Origin of the sequence: Superficieibacter sp. BNK-5, from assembly GCF_047456055.1 — a bacterium.
GTDB lineage: Bacteria > Pseudomonadota > Gammaproteobacteria > Enterobacterales > Enterobacteriaceae > Superficieibacter.
Genome location: NZ_CP179893.1, coordinates 2161963 through 2184911, shown reverse-complemented (window position 1 = coordinate 2184911; position 22949 = coordinate 2161963). Strand labels below are relative to the sequence as shown.

Annotated in this window: 21 protein-coding genes, 1 pseudogene and 1 other annotated feature; of the genes and pseudogenes, 5 read left to right on the top strand and 17 right to left on the bottom strand. The window is 54.7% G+C overall.

The genetic code is table 11. The features are described from left to right. Positions 1-52 precede the first annotated feature (52 nt). Complete coding sequence (gene yaaA, locus ACMGGS_RS10510) at positions 53-826, top strand: peroxide stress protein YaaA (RefSeq protein ID WP_414166008.1); 774 nt, start codon at positions 53-55, stop codon at positions 824-826. A gap of 25 nt (positions 827-851) precedes the next feature. Here the strand turns inward: yaaA and ACMGGS_RS10505 are convergent, their stop codons facing one another. From ACMGGS_RS10505 to yjjY, 7 genes and pseudogenes are all read right to left on the bottom strand, one after another. Then, a complete protein-coding gene (locus ACMGGS_RS10505; protein ID WP_194207890.1) occupies positions 852-1151 on the bottom strand; it encodes a DUF2502 domain-containing protein in 300 nt (99 codons plus the stop codon). A gap of 204 nt (positions 1152-1355) precedes the next feature. Beyond that, positions 1356-2642: a threonine synthase gene (gene thrC, locus ACMGGS_RS10500; protein WP_414166007.1), complete on the bottom strand. Its 1287-nt coding sequence runs from the start codon at positions 2640-2642 to the stop codon at positions 1356-1358. 3 nt (positions 2643-2645) lie between these two features. Next, the gene (gene thrB, locus ACMGGS_RS10495; protein WP_414166006.1) at positions 2646-3575 is read right to left on the bottom strand and encodes a homoserine kinase; all 930 of its coding nucleotides are present in this window, start codon (positions 3573-3575) and stop codon (positions 2646-2648) included. 1 nt (position 3576) lies between these two features. Further along, complete coding sequence (thrA, locus tag ACMGGS_RS10490; RefSeq protein WP_176918390.1) at positions 3577-6039, bottom strand: bifunctional aspartate kinase/homoserine dehydrogenase I; 2463 nt, start codon at positions 6037-6039, stop codon at positions 3577-3579. Between the two features lie 25 nt (positions 6040-6064). Next, positions 6065-6185 (bottom strand) — a sequence feature (Thr leader region). Further along, the gene (thrL, locus tag ACMGGS_RS10485) at positions 6121-6186 is read right to left on the bottom strand and encodes a thr operon leader peptide (protein WP_103678381.1); all 66 of its coding nucleotides are present in this window, start codon (positions 6184-6186) and stop codon (positions 6121-6123) included. (Overlaps the previous feature by 65 nt.) Before the next feature lie 211 nt (positions 6187-6397). Further along, the gene (locus ACMGGS_RS10480; RefSeq protein ID WP_414166005.1) at positions 6398-7084 is read right to left on the bottom strand and encodes a tRNA/rRNA methyltransferase; all 687 of its coding nucleotides are present in this window, start codon (positions 7082-7084) and stop codon (positions 6398-6400) included. Positions 7085-7484: 400 nt separating this feature from the next. Next, positions 7485-7622: pseudogene (gene yjjY, locus ACMGGS_RS10475) on the bottom strand (protein YjjY); the annotation flags it as partial. 99 nt (positions 7623-7721) lie between these two features. Here yjjY and arcA point away from each other — a divergent pair. Further along, positions 7722-8438, top strand: a complete 717-nt coding sequence (arcA, locus tag ACMGGS_RS10470; RefSeq protein WP_176918392.1) for a two-component system response regulator ArcA — start codon at positions 7722-7724, stop codon at positions 8436-8438. 36 nt (positions 8439-8474) lie between these two features. On the opposite strand, the gene creD is transcribed toward arcA, so the two are convergent. From creD to creA, 4 genes are read right to left on the bottom strand one after another with little or no spacing between them, the layout of a single operon-like run. Then, positions 8475-9842: a cell envelope integrity protein CreD gene (creD, locus tag ACMGGS_RS10465; protein ID WP_414166004.1), complete on the bottom strand. Its 1368-nt coding sequence runs from the start codon at positions 9840-9842 to the stop codon at positions 8475-8477. 57 nt (positions 9843-9899) lie between these two features. After that, positions 9900-11324, bottom strand: a complete 1425-nt coding sequence (creC, locus tag ACMGGS_RS10460; RefSeq protein ID WP_414166003.1) for a two-component system sensor histidine kinase CreC — start codon at positions 11322-11324, stop codon at positions 9900-9902. After that, positions 11324-12013, bottom strand: coding sequence for a two-component system response regulator CreB (gene creB / locus ACMGGS_RS10455; RefSeq protein WP_414166002.1), 690 nt, complete (start codon positions 12011-12013; stop codon positions 11324-11326). The genes creC and creB overlap by 1 nt, the downstream gene beginning before the upstream one ends. Positions 12014-12026: 13 nt before the next feature. Further along, positions 12027-12500 (bottom strand): protein CreA, encoded by a 474-nt coding sequence (gene creA / locus ACMGGS_RS10450; RefSeq protein WP_414166001.1) that lies wholly within the window; start codon positions 12498-12500, stop codon positions 12027-12029. Between the two features lie 209 nt (positions 12501-12709). On the opposite strand from creA, the gene robA reads away from it, so the two are divergent. Then, complete coding sequence (gene robA / locus ACMGGS_RS10445) at positions 12710-13579, top strand: MDR efflux pump AcrAB transcriptional activator RobA (protein WP_414166000.1); 870 nt, start codon at positions 12710-12712, stop codon at positions 13577-13579. Here robA and gpmB read toward each other — a convergent pair. Then, positions 13576-14223: a 2,3-diphosphoglycerate-dependent phosphoglycerate mutase GpmB gene (gpmB, locus tag ACMGGS_RS10440; protein WP_414165999.1), complete on the bottom strand. Its 648-nt coding sequence runs from the start codon at positions 14221-14223 to the stop codon at positions 13576-13578. The two genes, robA and gpmB, sit on opposite strands and share 4 nt — an antisense overlap. Positions 14224-14275: 52 nt before the next feature. Between gpmB and yjjX the strand changes: the two genes are divergently transcribed. Continuing rightward, positions 14276-14791, top strand: a complete 516-nt coding sequence (yjjX, locus tag ACMGGS_RS10435) for an inosine/xanthosine triphosphatase (RefSeq protein ID WP_414166241.1) — start codon at positions 14276-14278, stop codon at positions 14789-14791. Between the two features lie 21 nt (positions 14792-14812). On the opposite strand, the gene trpR is transcribed toward yjjX, so the two are convergent. Continuing rightward, positions 14813-15139, bottom strand: coding sequence for a trp operon repressor (gene trpR / locus ACMGGS_RS10430; RefSeq protein ID WP_194207901.1), 327 nt, complete (start codon positions 15137-15139; stop codon positions 14813-14815). A 91-nt stretch (positions 15140-15230) separates the two neighbouring features. Beyond that, the gene (gene sltY / locus ACMGGS_RS10425) at positions 15231-17168 is read right to left on the bottom strand and encodes a murein transglycosylase (RefSeq protein ID WP_414165998.1); all 1938 of its coding nucleotides are present in this window, start codon (positions 17166-17168) and stop codon (positions 15231-15233) included. A 201-nt stretch (positions 17169-17369) separates the two neighbouring features. Between sltY and ettA the strand changes: the two genes are divergently transcribed. Next, positions 17370-19037, top strand: a complete 1668-nt coding sequence (ettA, locus tag ACMGGS_RS10420; RefSeq protein ID WP_194207903.1) for an energy-dependent translational throttle protein EttA — start codon at positions 17370-17372, stop codon at positions 19035-19037. A gap of 118 nt (positions 19038-19155) precedes the next feature. Here ettA and nadR read toward each other — a convergent pair whose 3' ends face one another. The 3 genes from nadR to serB all read right to left on the bottom strand — a co-directional run bounded on the left by nadR (position 19156) and on the right by serB (position 22905). Next, on the bottom strand, positions 19156-20412 hold the full coding sequence (nadR, locus tag ACMGGS_RS10415; protein ID WP_414165997.1) for a multifunctional transcriptional regulator/nicotinamide-nucleotide adenylyltransferase/ribosylnicotinamide kinase NadR: 1257 nt from the start codon (positions 20410-20412) through the stop codon (positions 19156-19158). 85 nt (positions 20413-20497) lie between these two features. After that, positions 20498-21880 carry a DNA repair protein RadA gene (radA, locus tag ACMGGS_RS10410; protein WP_414165996.1) on the bottom strand — a complete coding sequence of 461 codons (1383 nt, stop codon included), beginning with the start codon at positions 21878-21880 and terminating at the stop codon, positions 20498-20500. Between the two features lie 56 nt (positions 21881-21936). Further along, positions 21937-22905: a phosphoserine phosphatase gene (serB, locus tag ACMGGS_RS10405; protein WP_176918412.1), complete on the bottom strand. Its 969-nt coding sequence runs from the start codon at positions 22903-22905 to the stop codon at positions 21937-21939. Positions 22906-22949: the final 44 nt, after the last annotated feature.

The following is a 22949-nucleotide window of genomic DNA, read 5'->3' as shown; positions in this document are numbered from 1 at the left end:
TCGCCTGCTTTTTTTGCTACAGTCGCAGAATATTTTGCCGCAAGGATTAACTATGCTGATTCTGATTTCACCTGCAAAAACGCTGGACTATCAAAGTCCGCTGGCGACGAAACGCTTTACCCTGCCTGAACTGCTGGACCATTCACAGCAGTTGATTAAGGACGCGCGCAAGCTGACGGCACCGCAAATCGCCAGTCTGATGAGCATCAGCGATAAGCTGGCGAGCCTGAATGCCACCCGTTTCCACGACTGGCAACCCGACTTCACGCCGGAAAACGCCCGCCAGGCAATTCTGGCGTTTAAGGGTGACGTCTATACCGGGCTTCAGGCAGAGACCTTTAGCGAGGCGGATTTCGATTTTGCCCAGCAGCATCTGCGGATGCTTTCAGGTCTCTACGGGGTGCTGCGTCCGCTGGATTTGATGCAACCTTATCGTCTGGAGATGGGTATCCGCTTTGCCAATACTCGCGGCAAAGATCTTTATCAGTTCTGGGGCGATATCATTACCGATAAGCTTAATGAGGGACTGGAGGCACAGAACGATCGCGTGGTGATCAACCTCGCTTCAGATGAATATTTTAAATCAGTGAAGACGAAAAAACTGGCTGGTGAGGTGATTAAGCCGGTGTTCCTTGATGAGAAGAATGGCAAGTTCAAAGTCATTAGCTTCTACGCCAAGAAAGCCCGTGGCCTGATGAGTCGCTACATCATTGAAAACCGTCTGACGACGCCGGAGCAGCTTACCGCATTTAACAGCGACGGCTATTTCTTTGATAAAGACGCATCCGGCAGTGGCGAGTTGGTGTTTAAACGTCATGAGCAGTAAGTAAAGCGCCCGAAGGCGCTTTAGATTAGCGATGATGATCGTCCGGTCCCGGGCGGTAATCGTCGCGGCGATCGTCATGATGATCGTTATGGCGCTGTTCTGCACGCGGACCATGCGGCTGCCAGCGATTTTCTCGCCAGTCATAGTGTTTCTCCCACCAGCCATGATCCCGCCAGTGGCCGCCATCCCAATAGTTCCCGTGATCATCGCGGTCGCCAATTTGCAGGGTGACTGCCGGAATGAGGGTGATTTCTGCTGCCTGTACCGCGACGGGAGCCACCAGCAGCATCGAAAGCGCCAGAAGCGCGGGTTTCAGTGTAGACATGGGTTACTCCTTTTCATTCTTGCCCAATGTGGGCCGATGTAAGGAGAATACGTGAGGGGAACGCGGGTTGTTATTCTCTGCAATCCTAATCTCTAAGTTACCGCATTTATTGGGAATTTCTCCTTTTTGCCTGCTTTTTTCCTCCTTAATTTCTCCATAAAAAATGCCGGGTAGCCTCAATGCTCACCCGGCACGTCCGAATAGTTACCCTTGCGCCATCATCAACTGACGCAAAGCGGCAAAATCCGCCGGTAAATTATGCGACAACAACGGTAAATCCGCCCGCTCGGCCAGCTCTTTTGGCAGCGGCAGCGTATCGCCAAGGATCGCGTCAACGCTTTCCTTGAATTTGGCCGGGTGCGCGGTGCCGAGGAATAAACCATATTCGCCCGGTTTCAGCTGATCGCGTAGCGCCCGATAGGCAATGGCCGCATGCGGCTCAGACACGTAGCCAAGCCCCTGAAGCTCACGCATCGTGGCTTTGGTGGTTTCATCATCCACCGCAGCGTAACCCAGCTCGTTAAGACGCCAGATTTTACGCCGGAAGATCTCCTCCACCCGCGGCCAGTTGTTTGGCTGGCTGACATCCATCGCATTAGAGAGCGTCGCCTGCGTCGCATTCGGCTCCCATTTCCCGGCGAGCAGGAAACGCGGCACGGTGTCATTGGCGTTGGTGGCGGCAATAAAGCGTTTCACCGGCAGACCGAGCGATTTTGCCAGCAGACCCGCCGTCAAATCGCCGAAGTTGCCGCTGGGAACGGAAATCACCAGCTGATTACGCGCTTCCTGCGGCAGCTGCGCCACCGCCTCGAAGTAATAGCAGATCTGCGCTAACAGGCGGCTGATATTAATCGAGTTGGCAGAGTTCAGCCCCAGCGCCGCTTTTAATTCTTCATCGTCAAACGCCTGTTTGACCAGCGCCTGACAGGCGTCAAAATCGCCGTCAATGGCGACGGTTTCGATATTACCGCCGAGGGTGCAGAACAGTTTTTCCTGTAGCGGGCTGATTTTGCCGCGCGGATAGAGGATCACCACCCGGATATTTGGCAGGCCGTAAAACGCATGGGCGACGGCGGCCCCGGTATCGCCGGAGGTCGCGGTCAGGATGGTCACCGGCTTGTCACCGCTGATGTGCGTCAGCATCTGCGCCATAAAGCGCCCGCCGAAATCTTTAAACGCCAGGGTCGGGCCGTGGAATAACTCCAGGCAGCCAATGTCTTCGGTCACCGGCTTCACCGGAGCCGGGAAAGCAAATGCCGCCCCCACGCGCTCTTCAAGCACCGCAGGCGGGATCTCATCGCCAATAAACGCGCTGAGGATTTTAGTACTGCGGCTGACGAAATCCTGCTTCAGCATCTCATCAATGTCGGTCAGGCCGAATTCGGGCAGATCGTGCGGAAAGAACAGCCCCTGCTGCTTGCCCAGCCCCTGCGTAACGGCCTGCGCAAAGCTGACCTGCTCGTTGTGATCTTTGAGGTTATAGAGTTTCATTGGTTATCCCACTACTCGTGCGCCCGCCGTGTCCAGCCGGCAAATATGAACAAAGCCTTCCTGATTTTGCAGATAGTGCCTGCTGAGCCAGTCCGCCACGCGCTGCGCGGTATCGGTTTTATCACACAGGGCGAACAGCGTTGGCCCTGAACCAGAGATACCGCAGGACAGCGCCCCGATTTCCGCAACAGCCTGCCGCGCTTCATTAAAGCCCGGCAGCAATTTTGCGCGATACGGCTCGGCAATCACATCTTTCATCAGTTTCGCCGCCAACTGCGGCTGACGTGAATAACAGGCGTGAATAAATCCCGCCAGATGACGACCGTGCGCGATGCAATCCTGACGGCGATACTGCGCGGGCAGAATGGCACGCGCTTCCGCCGTAGAGACGACGATCCCCGGATAAGCCAGCACCCACAGCCATTCATCAAAGCCTGGCACCTGCTCGCTGATAATGCCGTTTTCTTCGATCATTAACTGCATGCCGCCAAGAAAACAGGGGGCGACGTTATCATAGTGAACGCTGCCGGAAATACGCCCCTCCAGCTCGCCCATTAACGCCAGCATCCGCGTGTCATTCAACGGCTTGCCGCAGTATTCATTCATGGCGACCAGCGCGGCCACCACCGAGCAGGCGCTGGAGCCAAGCCCGGAGCCAATCGGCATATTTTTTTCCAGCGTCATGGTCACCGGAACGGTTTTGCCGATCTCCTGACAAAAGCGTTCCCAGCACTGATAAACGATATTCTCACGCGGTTCAGCGGGGAGCTTACTGGCAAAACGGCCTCTATTTTCCACACTGAAACGATCTGCGGCTTCAACGGCAACGGTATCGCCCAGTAGCGAACCGTCAACGGGCGTTACCGCCGCCCCCAGCACGTCAAACCCGACGCTCATATTGGCGCTGGAAGCCGGGGCATAAACTTTAACCATGTTAAACTCCTAACTTCCATGAAAGGGTGCGCAGCAGATCGGCGAATACGCCTGCCGCGGTCACGTCGTTGCCCGCACCATAACCGCGCAGCACCAGCGGCAGCGGTTGATAGTAATGGCTGTAAAAAGCCAGCGCGTTCTCACCGTTTTTCACTTTATACAGCGGATCGTTACCGTCCACCTCGGCGATTTTCACCCGGCACACACCGTCGTCTTCAATATTGCCAACATAGCGCAGAACCTTGCCCTCATCACGCGCTTTTGCCACGCGGGCAGAAAAACCGTCATCAAGCTGCGGCAGGCGGGCCATAAAACTGTCGGTATCGCCGGTGGCGTCAAAACTCTCCGGCAGCACGGACTCAATCACGATATCGCTCAGCTCAAGGCTGCGCCCGGTTTCACGCGCGAGGATCAGCAGCTTACGCGCCACGTCCATACCAGAGAGATCGTCCCGCGGATCGGGTTCGGTATAGCCCATTTCCCGCGCGACGCGGGTCGCTTCCGAGAGGCTCATGCCCTCATCAAGCTTGCCGAAAATAAACGACAGGGAACCGGAAAGGATGCCGGAGAAACGCTGGAGTTCATCGCCCGCGTTGAGCAGATTTTGCAAGTTTTCAATCACCGGCAGGCCCGCGCCGACGTTGGTATCGTAGAGGAATTTGCGGCGCGAATGTCCCGCCGCATGGCGTAACTGATGGTAGTAATCCATTGATGAGGTGTTGGCCTTTTTATTCGGCGTCACCACGTGGAAACCTTCGCGCAGGAAATCGGCATACTGATCGGCGACCGCCTGGCTGGAGGTACAGTCAACAATCACCGGATTCAGCAGGTGATACTCTTTCACCAAGCGGATCAAACGGCCAAGGTTGAAAGGCTCTTTCGCTTCCGCCAGTTCATTCTGCCAGTTTTCCAGATTCAGACCGTGGACGTTGGTTAACAGCGCTTTTGAGTTCGCCACGCCGCAGACGCGCAGATCGATATGCTTGCCCTTCAGCCACGCCTGTTGCCGTTTGATCTGCTCCAGCAATGCACCGCCGACGCCGCCGACGCCGACCAGGAAGACCTCAATCACCTGATCGGTATTGAACAGCATCTGATGGGTGACGCGCACGCCGGTCGTGGCGTCATCATTGCTGACCACCACGGAAATAGAACGCTCGGAAGAGCCCTGCGCAATGGCGACAATATTGATATTGGCCCGTGCCAGCGCGGCGAAGAATTTGGCGGAGATCCCGCGCAGGGTGCGCATGCCGTCGCCGACTACGGAGATAATCGCCAGCCGTTCCATAATCGCCAGCGGCTCCAGCAGCCCCTCTTTCAGCTCAAGATAAAACTCGTCACCCATCGCGCGCTGCGCACGGGCGCAGTCGGACTGCGGCACACAAAAGCTGATACTGTACTCGGAAGAAGACTGGGTAATTAACACCACCGAAATCCCGGCACGTGACATCGTGGCAAACACACGCGCCGCCATGCCCACCATCCCTTTCATGCCAGGACCGGAGACGTTGAACATCGCCATATTATTAAGATTCGAAATCCCTTTGACCGCCAGACCGTCTTCATCACTGTTAGCGCCAATCAACGTACCGGGAGCCTGAGGATTGCCGGTGTTTTTAATCAAACAGGGGATCTGAAACTGGGCAATCGGCGCAATCGTGCGGGGATGCAGCACCTTCGCCCCAAAATAAGACAGCTCCATCGCCTCCTGATAAGACATGGATTTCAGCAGACGTGCGTCCGGGACCTGACGCGGGTCGCAGGTATACACGCCGTCGACGTCGGTCCAGATCTCACAGCAATCTGCGCGCAGGCAGGCCGCCAGCACCGCCGCCGAGTAGTCTGATCCGTTACGGCCTAACACCACCAGCTCGCCTTTCTCATTACCGGCAGTAAAGCCTGCCATCAGGATCATATGGTCAGCCGGGATCTGACTGGCCGCGATGCGCCGGGTGGATTCAGCGATATCCACGGTGGATTCAAGGTAGTGTCCAACGGCCAACAGTTTTTCAACCGGATCGATGACCGTTACGTTGTGGCCCCGGGCCTGTAACAGGCCAGCCATAATGGCAATAGAGAGTTTTTCGCCACGGCAAATCAGCGCAGCGTTGACGCTGTCCGGGCACTGGTTGAGCAGGCTGATGCCGTGCAGAACATGTTTGATCTGCGCGAACTCCTGCTCGACAACCGTTTTTAGCCGGGCAAGAGGAAACCCTGGCTGAGCATCGGCAAGGCCCTGAAGAAGTTCGGCGAAAATTCGTTCGGCGTCGCTGATATTGGTGTGAGCGTCCTGGCCGCCAATGGTTTTTTCAATCATCGCCACCAGGTGATTGGTGATTTTTGCCGGGGCAGAGAGGACGGTCGCAACCTGCCCCTGCCTGGCATTACTCTCCAGAATATCGGCAACGCGCAGAAATCGTTCTGCATTTGCCACTGATGTACCGCCAAACTTCAACACTCGCATGGTAATGACCCCTTGATTTTTGCCCGAAAAAAAAGCCCGCACTGTTCAGGTGCGGGCTTTTTTCTGTTTTTCCTGTACGCGTCAGCCCGCACCGTTACCTGTGGTAATTGTGATGGTGGTAATGGTGGTTGTGCTGATGCGGATCATGATGTTGTTTGCTCTGTAATAGTTATCTGTCTGTCCTGTATACCTATATTGGTTAAAGTATCTGCCTGGCTAAGTCAATGAATTTTTAAATTCGTCACATTTTTAACCTGCTCGCCATCCGACCACCATCAGCGCATTTTTTAATGTTCCAATGAGGCTAATTGCCAACAAAGCAGATTATTAATCTGAAATAGAAACTAAGTACAGGTTTTTACTCTACCAGTTTTTTTTCGATATCGTGGAGTAAACGATGCAGCATTGCCGTATCACGCTGCTGCAACAGACCGATACGCTGCTGTAACCAGTCGGCCAGTTTTTCATCATCCGTCACCCCAAGTGACTGCAGCAGAGTCATAATGCGGGAGCGTAACGCCAGCAATTGATTTTCATCGCCAGGTTTGGACGTGACGGAACGTTGTTGTATTAGTGGCGCTAATTGATAGCAAAAAACCATCACCGCCTGGCCCAAATTAAGCGAAGGATAATCCGCGACCATTGGAACGCCGGTGAGGATATCGGCCAGCGCCAGCTCTTCATTGGTCAAACCGGAATCTTCCCGACCAAATACCAGGGCGGTATGGTTCAGCCACCCGGCCTTCTCTTCCAGCAGTGGAACCAGCTCTGGCGGCGTGGCGTAGTAATGAAATTTCGCCCGGCTCCGCGCGGTAGTGGCAACGGTAAAGTCCACATCGTGCAGTGCTGCCTCAAGCGTCGGATACGTGGTCAGGTTGTCCAGAATATCGGTAGAACCATGCGCGACGCGGCGCGCGGCAGGTTGCAAATGCGCTTCGCTATCAACAATCCTTAACGCTTTGAATCCCATAGTTTTCATCGCCCGGGCGGCCGCGCCGATATTTTCCGCTCTGGCGGGGGCCACCAGTACAATCGTGAATCGCATTTGTGATCTCTTATTAATTAGTTTGATGGCGAAAAAGGGCCTGCCGGGCAACTTATTTCGCATCGAGAATTTACAAGTTTGCAACAACCATCACTATCACCCGCTTTCCCCATCCATAAAAGGAGCTAAACTGTTTTAAAGCAGTAAGTGAGTGTAGTATGTTAACAGAACATGCTTATCTATATGTTTAGTATTGATATTTATATTTTGTATGTTTCAACTTCATTAAATTCACCATACTTATAAATTATCATAGGTAACTTGTTGAGTTGTTGATAGATTGTGATAGACGCTAGCATTTCGCTGCAAGAGTTTCTGCAAAATGTTAACGTGCTACAATTGAACTTGATATATGTCAACGAAGCGTAGTTTTATTGGGTGTCCGCTGTCTCCTGCCCTGTTATGTTGCTGTTAAAATGGTTAGGATAACAGCCGTTTTTGACACTGTCGGGTTCAGAGGGAAAGTACCCACGACCAAGCTAATGATGTTGTTGACGTTGATGGAAAGTGCATCAAGAACGCAATTACGTACTTTAGTCTTGTTATGCTGCGCATGTTAATTTTCGCCATGCATCAGCCAGGTCAGGGACTTTTGTACTTCCTGTTTCGATTTAGTTGGCAATTTAGGTAGCAAACCATGCAGATCCCGCACATTCTGATTGTTGAAGACGAGTTGGTAACACGCAACACGTTGAAGAGTATTTTTGAAGCGGAAGGTTATGATGTTTTCGAAGCCACCGATGGCGCAGAAATGCATCAGATCCTCTCCGAGTACGACATCAACCTGGTGATTATGGACATCAATCTCCCGGGCAAAAATGGCCTGCTGCTGGCGCGTGAATTGCGCGAGCAGGCAAACGTTGCCCTGATGTTCCTGACCGGCCGTGATAACGAAGTCGATAAAATCCTCGGCCTCGAAATTGGTGCTGATGATTACATCACTAAACCGTTCAATCCGCGCGAACTGACGATCCGTGCCCGCAACCTGCTGTCGCGTACCATGAACCTGGGTACCGTTAGCGAAGAGCGTCGCAGCGTTGAGAGCTATAAGTTCAACGGATGGGAGCTGGACATTAACAGCCGCTCTCTGGTGAGTCCTAACGGTGATCAGTACAAGCTGCCGCGCAGTGAGTTCCGCGCTATGCTCCACTTCTGCGAAAATCCGGGCAAAATTCAGTCACGTGCCGAGTTGCTGAAAAAAATGACCGGACGCGAGCTGAAGCCGCATGACCGTACCGTTGACGTGACTATCCGTCGTATTCGTAAACACTTCGAATCCACCCCGGATACCCCGGAAATCATCGCCACCATCCATGGTGAAGGCTATCGTTTCTGCGGTGACTTGCAGGAATAATTTGATTAAAAAAAGCGGCGCCAGGCGCCGCTTTTTTTATTTCCACAATCGTAGTTGATCGTCGGTTATTTCTGGCTGCATCACTTTTTTCCTGCGCCCATAAACACTGTGCCAGTCGACATTTTTGGTCAGCAGCATAATGGCGCTCAGCGCAATAAACAGCACCCCGCTTCCCAACAACAATGCATTCTCTTCAGAACGTAATAGCTGCCACATCACGCCATCCAGCGCCAGCAGCGCGCCAGTAAACAGCAGACTGTTCCGCCATCCTTTCAGCACGGCGTGCAGGTAAAACGCGTTCAGCATCGCCCCGGCAAGGCTGGCACAAATCCAGGCCGCCGTAAAGCCAATATGCTCGGAGAGGGCGAGTAAAATCAGATAGAACATCACCAGTGACAGCCCTACCAGCAAGTACTGCACCGGATGCATCCGTAACGTCGTCAGGGTTTCGAAGACAAAGAAAGCCATAAACGTCAGGCCAATCAGCAGGATGGCGTACTTGGTTGCCCGGTCAGTGAGCTGATACTGGTCTGATGGCGTGGCAATATTGACGCTAAAGGCGGGCAACGATTTCCAGCTATCGTCAGCATCACGCAAAAATCGGCTGTCGAGGTTATTGGCAAACCACGAGCTTTGCCACTGCGCCTGAAAACCGCTGGGGGTAATTTCACGTTTTGCCGGGAGATAATCGCCGGTAAAGCCGGGATGCGGCCAGTTACCGATAAGCGACATTTCGCTATTACGGCCCACCGGCACCAGCGCCAGTGGCCCCGTACCGCTGAGGTTTAGCGACAACTCCACGCTAAGACGCTTTTCATCGATCACCCGTGAAGGCAGCGGAATGTGGATCCCCTGTTCCTCAATCAACATGCCGGGTCCAGGCTCAGCGTTAAAGACTTCACCGTTCACGTTTGCCGGATCAACCCGGCCGATCCCTCGCGCATCGCCCACGCTCAGCACGATGAAAGGTTCACCGGCAATGGTACCGGCATTGATAATATCCTTCAGCCGGGCCGGATCAAACTCGGCCTTTAGCGACAGATCGCCGTGCCAGACATTGCCCTCATAAATACCAATTTTCCGCGATTCAACGTCCTGATTGCCTTTCACCATGAGCGACTCGGGAAGCCAGTAATGCAGAGCTATCCGCTTTTCCTGCACCTCCTCGCGAGTGCCATCATCGCGCGGGCGCAGGACGGTATAAAGCTCCGTGACTGGAATCGCAATCAGCGGCCCCACCACCTTTTGTGGGCCACTGGTGCTTTGCCGTAGCGTAGCTTCAACGTCATCGCGGTAATTGGCGCGTTCGGTGATGACGTTATGTAGCATCATAAGCGGGACTAACAGCAGTAGTATACACCCCATGAGGGTAATAATTTTGATAAAAACCGGTGACTTCAGCATAGCGTTCTCCTCTGTAATGCCCGGAGAGTAAAACGGCTATGTGTGCAGAGGTTGAAGCTATGTGAAGCGACGGTGAAGCGTCAGTGTGGCTTCTGCGCCTGTCGGCGACACATTCACCAACTGGATATTACCGCGATGCAGGCGGGCGACTTCACGCACGAAAGCCAGCCCCAGCCCGCTGCTCTTGTGGCCGTTTTCACGCGGCAGGGAATAAAAGCGCTCAAAGAGACGGTCGATGGCATAGTCAGGAATACCGCTGCCGCTATCGGTCACGCGAATAAACACCAGTGCTTCCTGCGCACGTGCCGTCAGCCAAATCCTGCCGCCGGAGGGGGTAAAATCAATGGCGTTATCCAGCAGATTTCCCAGCGCTTCGTCCAGCAGTTCCGCCTCTCCTTCTACCTGAAGGTCGCTCTCGTCGTACTCAAGCACAATGCCTTTACGCTCGAGCTGAATGCTGCGCGATTCACGCAACCGGACGAACAGGGCATTCACCGCAACGGCAGCCAGCGGGATTTCAAGGCGACTTTCGACTTTCGCCTGGAGCAACAGTTTTTCAACCAGCACCTGCATCCGCGCATTCTGCGTCAGAATATTGTCGGTAAAACGCGCCGCCACCTGCGGGGGAGGCGCTTCCTGCAGGATCTCCGCCGCACCACGAATAGCGGCCAGCGGGCTTTTTAATTCATGCGTCAGCGCGTGAACGTAGTGCTCAATATAGTTTTTCCCCTCAAGCTTGACGCGCATACTTTCCAGTGCGCTGGCCAGCTTACGTAGTTCGCTGCTGCCGACATCCGGTAGCGGCACGGGCTGTTCAAGGGTCACGGAATCGGCATAGCGAACCAGCTTGCCGATGGAGCGGTTGATCCACCAGACCATCACGCCACCAATCATCAGCGCAATGCCAAGCAGCGCGCCACCGGCCCACAGAATGCGACGCTCGCTGCGTTTAATCACCGGAGCCATAGTATTATTGGCTTTACCAACGCTGAGCACCCCAATAATTTTCCCGTCGTTAATAATGGGAGCAGCAACGTACATCACCGTACTGTCGATATCGTCAGGATCGCTCTGTGTGCTGCGCGCGCCATATTTTCCGCGCAGCGTCAGCCAGACGTCATTCCAGCGGGAGTAATCCTGCCCTACCGCACGTCCGGCAGAGTCGAACACCACTTTACCCTGCGCATCAGTCATGTAGAGAAGGTATTCGTTGCGCCTTTTTTTAATGCCGCTAATGCTCGCGTTAATAGGTTGATAACGCAGATCGGCGAACGCTTTGGCCAGACGTCCATTCTGCGTATTACCGGAGAGCAGATCGTCTTTCGCCAGTTCAGCCATCAGCGTGGCGGTATCAATCAGCGTTCCTTCCATCGCCCGCCGCACGCCGGGTTTTACTTCCTGCACGAAAATGGAGAACACAAACCAGCCTGCGACGGCGACGATCAGAAAGTAACCAAGCAGCAAACGCATCCCCATGCGCATTACTGGATCCCCAGGCTGTAGCCGAGACCGCGATGGGTATTGATGGGCGAAAGATCGGGATTAATGGTGCGCAGCTTGCCACGCAGGGTTTTGATATGGGTGTCGACGGTGCGATCAAAACTTTCCTGTGCATCAACCCATACCTTGTCCATCAGTTGCTGACGCGAAAAAACCTGGCCTGGCGATTTCAGCAGCGTTTTCAACAGCAAATATTCATAGCGGGTGAGCGGTAACGTCTGTCCGCACCAGCGGATCTGCGCGCCCGTTTCGTTCAGTTCAAACAAACCGATACGTTGAAGGGGCGGCGGCTCGCTGCTTTTTTGCAGACGGCGCAGCACAACGCGTACCCGCGCGCAGACTTCACGCGGGGAGAACGGCTTCGCGATATAATCGTCCGCCCCCATTTCCAGCCCCAGCAGCTTATCCACCTCGTCATTGCGGGCGGTCAGGAACAGGAGCGGCAGCCCCGGATAATGGGCCTGCAGCTGTCGGCACAGTTCGAAGCCGCTGATATCCGGTAACCCGATATCAAGGATTGCCAGATCCGGCACCTGATGCTGCGCCGCCTCAAGTACCGGTAGCCCGCGTTCGAAGGCTCTGACAGCAAATCCTTCCTGTTGCAGCGTATAAATAAGCGTTTCCGCAATGCTGACTTCATCCTCAACTAACCAGATTAATGGCTGCTGCATACGGGGTCCCTGTTTACTCTCTCCACGGCATGATCGGCACCGCACTCAGTGCGTTTTTCGGTGAGCCTTCAACGACTTTGTCCGAATAGGCCAGATAAGCCAGCGTGTTACGTTTTGCATCGTAGAATCGTACCACCTGGAGTTTCTTGAATACCAGCGAGGTTCGTTTCTGGAATACGACATTACCCTGCGTTTTGCCGGATTTGATTTTATCGCTCAGCTCGATCGGCCCGACCTGCTGACAGGAAATCGCCGCGTCGGAGGTATCTTCCGCCAGACCCAGGCCGCCTTTGATACCGCCGGTTTTAGCGCGGCTGATATAACAGGTCACGTTTTTGATATCCGGATCGTCGAACGCCTCCACGACGATCTTATGATCGGGGCCAAACATTTTGAAGACGGTATCGACGGAACCCACCTCTTCAGCATGGACAAGCTGGGCCGTTGTGGCTAACAACAGGGAAAGAATCAAGCGCTTATATTTCATATTGTTACTTTTTCCAAAGATTTAACTGCGTGATTATTCAACTTTTCTAAAGAAACTGTTTATAGATCACAGGATTAGAAAGATCATCTTTTTTGGCTATCCACAATCGCACTTATTCGCAAAAAAAACACTGAATGCTAAAACATCAAAAAATGCTATCATCCGCTACCTTAGTATCAGGCAACTGCTTTTATGGATGAGGACATTGTATGGATCAGGCTGGGATCATTCGCGATCTACTTACCTGGCTGGAAGGTCATCTTGACCAACCCCTGGCACTCGATAATGTGGCGGCAAAAGCGGGTTATTCCAAGTGGCATCTGCAAAGGATGTTTAAAGATGTGACCGGCCATGCCATCGGTGCCTATATTCGTGCGCGTCGTTTATCCAAATCCGCTGTTGCCCTGCGCCTGACCGCGCGTCCGATCCTTGATATTGCCCTTCAGTACCGCTTTGATTCGCAGCAGACGTTTACTCGTGCGTTTAAAAAGCAGTTTAACCTGACGCCCGCGCTTTATCGCCGCTCGCCGGACTGGAGTTCATTCGGCATGCGTCCGCCGCTGCGCCTGTCTGAATTTAGCATGCCTCAGTATGAATTTGTGACGCTACAGCTAACAGAGCTGGTCGGGGTAACCCAGAGTTATACCTGTAAACTGGAAGAGATTTCCGATTTCCGTAATCAGATGCGCATCCAGTTCTGGCGGGAGTTTCTGGGGAATTCGCCATCGCTGCCACGCGTACTGTACGGCTTGCATGAACCGCGCCCCAGTCTGGAAAAGGACGACGAACAGGAAGTGTTCTACACCACGGCACTAACCACTGACATGATCAATGGTCATCTGCAAAACGGACAAGCGGTGAAACTGGAAGGCGGCGAATACATTCAGTTTACTTACGAGGGGCCGGGGACTGGCTTGCAGGAATTTATCCTTACCGTCTACGGCACCTGCATGCCGATGCTAAATCTGACCCGCCGTAAAGGCCAGGACATCGAGCGCTTCTTCCCGCAGGATGAAGCGCGGAATCAGGAGCCGCCGATTCAGATTCGTTGCGAATACCTGATCCCGATCCGCCGTTAACGCTGCAATTCGTCCAGCGCAGGGGCGTCAAGATGCGAGACATCCCCTGCCGTCTCAACGACCCACCCGGACGCCAGCCACGGGCTTTGCTGGTAATCAATCCGCGAGATCGAACAGTTCCGCAGACGCAGGCGACGTTCTGCCCAGGCTGGCAGACCAAGAATGGTGCTCACCAGACAGCCAAGCGCCATGCCATGACTGACCACCAGCGGACGACTGCCTTCCGGTAATTCGAGACACTCTGCCAGCGCCGCGTGCATACGGTCGCTCAGTTCCTGCATAGACTCACCATCAGGAATGCGTCCGTCTGACGTACCGTTGACCAACTGACGACGCCACGCTTCTTCTTCGCCGGTCAGGGAATCAATGTGCCGCTCTTCCAGCACCCCCATATCCAGCTCGCGCAGGCGCGGATCCAGCGTGACCTTACAGCCACAGGCCTCGGCGATAATCGCTGCCGTCTGGCGGGTACGGCCTAAATCACTGGAAATGATATGAGTGATGCCCAGTGCTTTCGCCCGTTCCCCCACCTGATACGCTTGCTGTTCGCCCTTTTCAGTGAGTGGACTGTCAGACTGGCCCTGAATACGTCGCTCGGCGTTCCACTGCGTCTCACCGTGGCGAACAAGGTATACCTGTAACATGTTGTTTATCCGTTATACTGCGATGATATTTTATTGAGAGTTAATGATGATTATGCACAATGTTGTCGTCGCTACCACTAATCCCGCCAAAATTCAGGCAATTCTCCAGGCATTTAACGAGATCTTCGGCGAAAGCGCGTGTCATATTGACGCCGTTTCCGTCGCCAGCGGCGTTCCTGAACAGCCTTTCGGTAGCGAAGAAACGCGCGCCGGGGCCAGAAATCGGGTGAAGAATGCCCGGCAACGGCGCCCGGATGCTGATTTTTGGGTCGCTATTGAAGCCGGAATCGACGATGGCAGCACCTTTAGCTGGGTAGTGATTGAGAGTCGTCAACAGCGCGGTGAAGCCCGCTCTGCCACCCTGCCACTGCCAGCGGCAATCCTCGAAAAAGTCAACGCGGGGGAGGCGCTGGGTCCGGTGATGTCACAGTATACCGGCATTGATGAAATCGGCCGGAAAGAGGGTGCGATTGGGATTTTTACCGCCGGAAAGCTGACCCGCAGCAGCGTGTATCATCAGGCGGTCATCCTGGCGCTGAGCCCGTTTCACAATGCGGTTTATCGGTAACGCTTTGCCTGGTATCAGCCCTCAGTCATTCCTGAGCAGAACGGTCTCCAGCCACTGACGTAATTCTACCGGCGCGGATTTCAGGCTATTGGAACCACGAGTAATGGTGGCAATCCCCGCGCCTAACTCGTTTTTAAGCTCGCGCTGGCTCATTTCACCGCGCAGCAACTCTTCAATAATACGTACCCGTGTGCCCAGAGCTTCGCGCTCATCGGGCGTCAGCATCAGTTGCAGAAGCGGGATATGTAAATTTTCCCCACAGGACTGTTGAAGCAACTCCACAAAACGAAGCCACTCCTGATTACGCTGCTCGGCCAGAGCCGGTGAGTAAGGTGATTGCTGGGTCATGTCACACCGCCTTGTTATAACAGGAGATACCGGGGTATCTCCTGCCTGATGTACTCTTAAACGAGTACAAGCATAACATAACTCGCCGGGATCAGTAACGATGATCCCATTCCGCGTCGTTAAGGATGACCGGCTTCTGACCCATGAAGTAGCGATAGTAAGCATCATAGGCGAGCACGTTCTTTACGTAGCCGCGCGTTTCAGAGAATGGAATGCTTTCCACGAACGCCACCGCGTCAATACGCCCGGCGCTATTGCCCAGCCAGGTGCGCACGCGCCCCGGACCGGCATTATAGGCCGCTGAGGCAAAAATACGGTTATTGCCAAACTGCTGATACACATACTGGAGATAGCTGGTGCCGATCGTAATATTGGTTTGCGGATCCAGTAGCTGCCCCTGATTGCTATAACCGGCAATAGAGAACATCTTCACCGTATGCGTGGCGGTCGCAGGCATAATCTGCATCAGACCAGACGCACCGACTGGTGAGCGAACTTTTGGATTCCAGGCGCTCTCCTGGCGGGCAATCGCCATCGCGTAGCTTTGCGGAATATCCTTGTCACTGGTGTAGCGGGCGAAGAGATCGTTCCACGCCAGCGGGAAACGTTCTTCCAGTTGATCCCACAGTTTACCGGCGATGGTCGCCTGCACGCTCAGATCCCACCATTGGCGGTCAAAAGCGTAACGCGCCAGCTGGGCCTGCTCCGTTTTCGTCCGGCTGCTGACCAGATTCGCCCATTCGCCGCGGGCGGTGTTATCCAGTCCCCAGTACATCAGCTCGCGCACCCTGGCCATTTCTGCGCCCTGAACCAGCGCAGGATCGGCATTGCCCGGCGCTTTATCGATTTTAAGCTGGTAATCTTCGCCGAGGCGGCGGGCAGCAACCATGGGATAGAATCCGCGCTCCTTCATTAGCGCATGCAGGATTTCTTTAGCTTCCGCATCCCGCCCACGCTCCAGCAGCAAATCGGCCTGCCAGTAGCGCCATTCATCTTTCTCTTTGGCTTCCATCGGTAAACGCGCCAGCCAGGTATTGAGGCCCTTACGATCGCCGGAACCCAGCGCCATACGCACGCGGCGCTCCAGTAACGAGACCGACTGTGAGCGCATAATGGCATCATCGCGCCAGCGTGCCTGCTCGTCGGTAACATCATTACCCATCAGTCGCCAGGCGACGATATCGCGTAACTCCTGGGTTTGCTCCTCATTTAACTCCTGCGCCTGAACCAGCGAAGGGATCATCAGGCGCGCGTTTTCCGCATCCTGACGTGCGACGCTGGCGAACGCGACGGCCGCCATCTGACGAGTGAAATCGGTGGCACCGGTCATCCGGGCGAATGTCAGCACGCTATCCGGCGCATTCGCCAGCGACATCACAGCGGTAGAGATAGTCTGGTAGTCAGACGGCATTTGTCCGGCCAGCACGTTGACCAGTCCGGTATTGCCGGCTTTCATCGCCAGGCGAATACGTTCCAGATACGCGCGCGGATCCTGCGTTCCTGACGCTCGCCAGGCGCCAAATAGTTTATCGCAGGCATTAGGCTGACTTTTCCCGGTTAGCCACAGATCTTTAGCCCCGTCCCAGGCTTCCTGCGCCTGTCCGGTATTCCACTTCGCAAAGTAATAGTTACATTGTGCCTCGGTAGAGCCAGGTTTATCCGGGCTGAATGCCAGCAAGCCGCGCCAGTCTTCACGACGCGCCAGTTCATTCACAAAGCGGGATTTCAACGCTCGGGCCGACGGCAGGGTCGGATTGGCCTGCACAAAATTACTGACCGCTATCGCCGTCTGATTTTGCAGATTGTCGGTGATTTGACGGTATTCGAGATAAGGATAAAGGGGATAGCTCTGCAACGTCGGCATCAGTTGATCGACCGTCTCCATCTGATGGTTGTCCCACGCCTGCTTCACCTGAGCATAGCGGTTGCGCTGTTCATCCAGTGAATCGGCATGGACCTGGTAGCTAACGCTCATCAGACAAGCGCTAACGGCCAGAAGACGCCAGGCCACATTGTTGGCTCTCTTCACAAGCTCTTCCTCTTTATTTAATGAATTACTCAGGCAGCATCGTGCCGCGTAAACTGTTTATGCTAATCAGACATTGCACATTCCGCCACGTTCCGGACATTTTTTTACTTTAGCGCAACAGCCTGGTCCGCTGGGATTCAGACAGGAAAACGGCTACACTTCGCCTTTGAACTCCTTACCATAAAAGAGGCGAAGTCCAACGTGGCTCAATTCGTTTATACCATGCATCGTGTCGGCAAAGTGGTTCCGCCGAAACGTCATATTTTGAAAAACATCTCCCTGAGCTTCTTCCCTGGCGCAAAAATCGGTGTACTGGGCCTGAACGGTGCCGGTAAATCCACCCTGCTGCGCATCATGGCCGGTATTGATACCGATATTGAAGGGGAAGCTCGCCCACAGCCGGGTCTCAAGATTGGCTACCTGCCGCAGGAGCCGAAGCTGAACCCGGAACATACTGTTCGTGAATCCGTTGAAGAAGCGGTTGCCGAAGTAGTTAACGCGCTCAAAGGTCTGGATGAAGTGTACGCGAAGTACGCCGAGCCGGATGCGGACTTTGATAAGCTGGCTGCGCAACAGGGTAAATTTGAAGAGATCATCCAGGCGCATGACGGTCACAACCTGAACGTGCAACTGGAACGCGCCGCCGACGCCCTGCGTCTGCCGGACTGGGATGCGAAAGTTGAGAAGCTTTCCGGGGGCGAGCGCCGCCGCGTCGCGCTGTGCCGCCTGCTGCTGGAAAAACCAGACATGCTGCTGCTCGACGAACCGACCAACCACCTGGATGCTGAATCCGTCGCCTGGCTGGAACGCTTCCTGCACGACTTCGAAGGCACCGTGGTGGCGATCACCCACGACCGTTACTTCCTCGATAACGTTGCCGGCTGGATCCTGGAGCTTGACCGCGGTGAAGGTATTCCGTGGGAAGGTAACTACTCCTCCTGGCTGGAACAGAAAGATCAGCGTCTGGCGCAGGAAGCCTCTCAGGAAGCGGCGCGCCGTAAATCCATTGAGAAAGAGCTGGAGTGGGTCCGTCAGGGCGCGAAAGGCCGTCAGTCGAAAGGCAAGGCGCGTCTGGCACGCTTTGAAGAACTCAACAGCACCGAATACCAGAAACGTAACGAGACCAACGAACTGTTTATCCCACCAGGACCTCGTCTGGGCGATAAAGTCGTTGAAGTCAGTAATCTGCGTAAATCTTACGGCGATCGTGTACTGATCGACGATCTGAGCTTCTCAGTACCGAAAGGCGCGATTGTCGGCATCATCGGTCCGAACGGCGCGGGTAAATCTACCCTGTTCCGTATGATGTCCGGCCAGGAACAGCCCGATAGCGGCACCATCACCCTGGGTGAAACGGTGAAACTGGCTTCCGTCGATCAGTTCCGTGATGCGATGGACAACAGCAAAACCGTATGGGAAGAAGTCTCCGGCGGGCTGGATATCATGAAAATCGGCAACACCGAAATGCCAAGCCGCGCCTACGTGGGCCGCTTCAACTTCAAAGGTGTCGATCAGGGTAAACGCGTGGGCGAACTGTCCGGCGGTGAGCGCGGTCGTCTGCACCTGGCGAAGCTGCTACAGGTTGGCGGCAACATGCTTCTGCTCGATGAACCAACCAACGACCTGGATATCGAAACCCTGCGCGCGCTGGAAAACGCCCTGCTGGAGTTCCCGGGCTGCGCGATGGTGATCTCGCACGACCGCTGGTTCCTCGACCGTATCGCCACCCACATTCTGGACTATCAGGATGAAGGCAAAGTCGAGTTCTTCGAAGGTAACTTTACCGAATACGAAGAGTACAAGAAACGCACGCTGGGCGCGGATGCGCTGGAGCCGAAGCGGATTAAGTACAAGCGTATCGCGAAGTAATCTGTACATGCCCGGTGGCGCTGCGCTTACCGGGCCTACGGTTGATGCATGCAACACGCTGATATTATGTAGTTTTTGTAGGCCGGGCAAGGCGAAGCCGCCACCCGGCACATATTCTCTATCCCTGCTCGCCCATCAACTCTTTCACCAGATCCACGCAACGCAAAAAGCGCGAATCGTAATCCGACTCTTCGACATGAACAAAGTCGATATTATTGGCTTCCAGCATAGTAACCAGTAACCGCTGAAACTCTTTACGATCCACCGAGCTGCCCAGACTGCGCAGACCATCGGCCACCCACGGCGTATTGTTTTCCAGCAGGATCACCAGGTCAAAGCGATACTCATCGATCAGCGCCTGAACGAACGGATGCTCACGCCCTTCATATTTTTTGCAGAAGGCCTGAGTGGTCACAAAATCGGTATCAACAAACGCGACTTTATTGGCATATTTCACGGCGAAATCAATATATTGCGCCTGGCCCAGCGCGATTTTATCGTAGTCGGAATACTGGAGCGCCATTTCGTCACCGCCAAGGTGAGAAAAAACGTAGTCGCGTCCATATTCCCAGGCGCTGGTGGTATTGAAGATATTTGCCAGCTTGTTGACCAGCGTGGATTTACCGCTGGATTCCCCGCCCAGTACCGCGATGGTACGCACGAAGAACGGCTTCACTTCTGTCGGAATATATTCCCAGTAGCGGAAGGGGTTGGCGCGGATTTGTCCCCCGCTGATATTCATAAAGGTACGTTTCGGATCGATGAGCACCGCCTCGGTGCCGAGATGCTGCGGGTACTGCGCCGCGTCGGCCTCTTCGGAGGTGTAGATCCAGTTAGGCTGGATGCCCTTCTCTTCCATAAACGCACTGATGCCCCGGCTCCAGACGTCCCAGCCGTGCGGGTAAGGCTCCATCCCTTCTTCATTAAACGCATGGATGCGAATATTTTTCTGGTATTTGAAGGTCTGAAGTAGCCAGCGCAGGCGGTCTGACACTGTTGGCTGCTGCGACATCGCGCTGGCCTCAAACAACTGGCGGTCGCGCGTCTCATCGTAGCCCATGATGATATGCAGTTCATCAACCTGACTACAGGCGCGCTGGATCAGATAAATATGCCCGGTATGCAGCGGATAGAATTTGCCGAACACCACGCCGACGCTCTTTTGTTTACGCGGGAACTCCAGCCCAAGGAAGCGATGCAGCGCTTCCAGCTTCTGCGCGCTGGGGCTTTTGATCTTGGCATTGAGAAGCTGGCTTAGATAACCTTTAGTCATACCGCTGGCGTCCGCCACCTGCTGAAGGGTGCAGCCTTTTTGCTTTATCGCGGTTTTCAGGTAATCAAATGACACAAGAGCCTCCTGCTGAGTTGGGGTCATACCATCCGGCTTCCTCGCCCGCGGCCTGATAGCGCTGCACGCATCAGGCTACGAGACGACCGCCGGAAAGACGGCGAGTCTTTTATTATAAGTCGTCAAATGCGCTGAGGGCGTCAGAAAGTTTTTTAACACCAAAAACTTGCATCCCTTCCGGCGGTTTTTTGGGTACGTTGGCCGCCGGAACAATGGCACGTTTGAAGCCGTGTTTTGCCGCTTCTGAGATACGCTCCTGACCACTCGGCACCGGACGGATTTCGCCCGCCAGTCCCACTTCGCCAAACACCACTAAATCGTGCGGCAATGGTCGATCGCGCAGGCTGGAGACCATCGCCAGCAGCAAGGCCAGATCGGCACTGGTTTCTGTGACCTTCACGCCGCCGACCACGTTGACGAACACATCCTGATCGGACATCTGTAGCCCGCCGTGACGATGCAGCACCGCCAGCAGGATCGCCAGACGGTTTTGCTCCAGCCCCACCGCCACCCGACGCGGATTCGCCATCATCGAGTGATCGACCAGCGCCTGAATTTCTACCAGCAGCGGACGCGTGCCTTCCCAGACGACCATCACCGAACTGCCAGAAGTGACCTCATCGCCACGGCTGAGGAAGATAGCGGACGGGTTACTGACTTCGCGTAGCCCCTGTTCAGTCATGGCAAAAACGCCAAGTTCATTTACCGCGCCAAAGCGGTTTTTATGGCTGCGCAGGGTACGGAAACGGGAATCTGCGTCACCGTCCAGCAGCACCGAGCAGTCGATGCAGTGCTCCAGCACTTTCGGCCCGGCAAGCGATCCGTCTTTGGTAACGTGGCCAACCATCACAATCGCCACGCCGCGCGTTTTGGCGAAGCGGGTTAAATACGCGGCGGTCTCGCGGACCTGTGCCACGCTTCCCGGCGACGACTGAATATCCGCCATATGCATCACCTGAATAGAGTCGATGACCATCAGCTTCGGCTGCTCTTCATCAGCAATCATGCAGATCTGCTCGATGCTGGTTTCCGAGAGCATATTCAGGTTGGCTGTCGGCAGTCCCAGACGGTGCGCGCGCATGGCAACCTGCTGGAGTGATTCTTCCCCGGTGACGTACAGTGTTTTCATACCTTCCGCCAGTCGACACAGGGTTTGCAGCAGCAGCGTGGATTTGCCCGCGCCAGGATTACCGCCGATCAGGATTGCGCTCCCCGGCACGACGCCGCCGCCCAGTACGCGGTCGAATTCTTTAAAGCCGGTGGAGAAGCGTGGTAATGCTTCCAGGCTGATATCGGAAAGCTTTTGCACTTTCGACACGCCCGCGCTGCCGGCATAGCCGCTCAGTTTTTCATTACGCGCCACGGTTGGCGATGCCGCGACGCGCACTTCGGTGATGGTGTTCCAGGCATGACAGGCGCTGCACTGCCCCTGCCAGCGCGGATAATCCGCACCACATTCATTACAGACAAATGCGCGTTTTGGAGCTTTCGCCACGTTTTACCTCGTTTTTTCATACCATTGCCGGCGGGTCGCCTGCTCTGGCATTTCAGTTATTTCTGGTTCAGGCTGCCGGACAGGATGCAGAACACGCCCATCAGGTCAGCATGACGGATAGTCACTTCCGTCTTTTCATTCACTTTCGGTTTCGCATGATAGGCAATACCCAGCCCGGCGGTTTTAATCATCGGCAGGTCGTTTGCACCATCGCCAATCGCCACAGTTTGCTCATGGGGAATGCCGTACTCTTCGGCCAGACGCACCAGGGTCATGGCTTTATATTGCGCATCGACAATATCGCCGATCACATGCCCCGTGAACTTGCCGTCCCTCATTTCCAGCTCGTTGGCAACCACCGCCGACAGTCGAAGTTTGTCACGCAGATATTCAGCAAAGAAGGTGAAGCCGCCGGAGGCAATGGCCACTTTCCAGCCCAGCGATTCCAGTTTGAGTACCAGTTGGGTTAAGCCTGGCATCAGCGGCAGCCCGTCGCGAACCTGGTGCAGGATATTGGCATCTGCGCCTTTCAGCGTTGCCACACGGCTGCGCAGGCTGGCAGTGAAGTCCAGCTCGCCACGCATCGCGCGCTCGGTCACTTCCGCGACCATTTCGCCGGTGCCGGCCAGTTTGGCAATTTCGTCAATGCACTCAATCTGGATGGCGGTGGAATCCATATCCATCACCAGCAAGCCCGGTGTCCGCAGATGCGGAATTTTACCCAGCGGTGCCACGTCCAGCCCCGCATCGTGCGCCAGACGCGTCGCACGCGCGGTCAGCGATCCGGCCAGGCGGATGACCTGATAATCTTCCACGCACCACGCGGTGACGATCACCATGGCCGCGCCCAGCTTACGCTGATACTGGGTTAAGCGTTGTTTATCAAGGCTACGACCATATAGCAGCCAGCCGCTACGCCCTGCGTGATAATCCAGCGGCATCACCTCATCACCACTCAATGAGAGCGGTAAACCAGGCCATAAAGACACATCATCGGGCAGATCGCACCAGGTAATGTTGGGCATTACAACTCCTGTCTATCCGGGGTAAAACGACGCATGAGGCTACC